Source organism: Streptomyces ossamyceticus, assembly GCF_001418475.1.
GTDB lineage: Bacteria > Actinomycetota > Actinomycetes > Streptomycetales > Streptomycetaceae > Streptomyces > Streptomyces ossamyceticus.
Genome location: NZ_LIQX01000830.1, coordinates 1 through 270, shown reverse-complemented (window position 1 = coordinate 270; position 270 = coordinate 1). Strand labels below are relative to the sequence as shown.

At 70.4% G+C, this 270-nt stretch carries 1 pseudogene; it reads left to right on the top strand.

Annotated elements, in window-relative coordinates:
- Positions 1-223: pseudogene (locus AOK15_RS48140) on the top strand (WGR domain-containing protein); the annotation flags it as partial.
- Positions 224-270: the final 47 nt, after the last annotated feature.

Genomic DNA, 270 nt, shown 5'->3' with positions numbered 1-270 from the left:
AACCACCGTCGCCCAGGCCCCGGCGGGAGCGGTCGTCGTGGAGTGCGTCAAGGAGGCGGGACGCATCCGGGTGCACGTGGTGTCCGAGGGCTACGACCGGGCACTGAACGTCCAGTTCCCGCGCGCGATACGCGAGCCCGGAGCACGCTACGTCGTTGACGCCCTTCACACCGCGGCAGGTGGCTTCTACCGGGTTCGCGGCGACATCCGACGACTGCTGTGACACACCCAGCCTCGTGATGCCCGCCCGCCACCCCCACAGCAGGACCC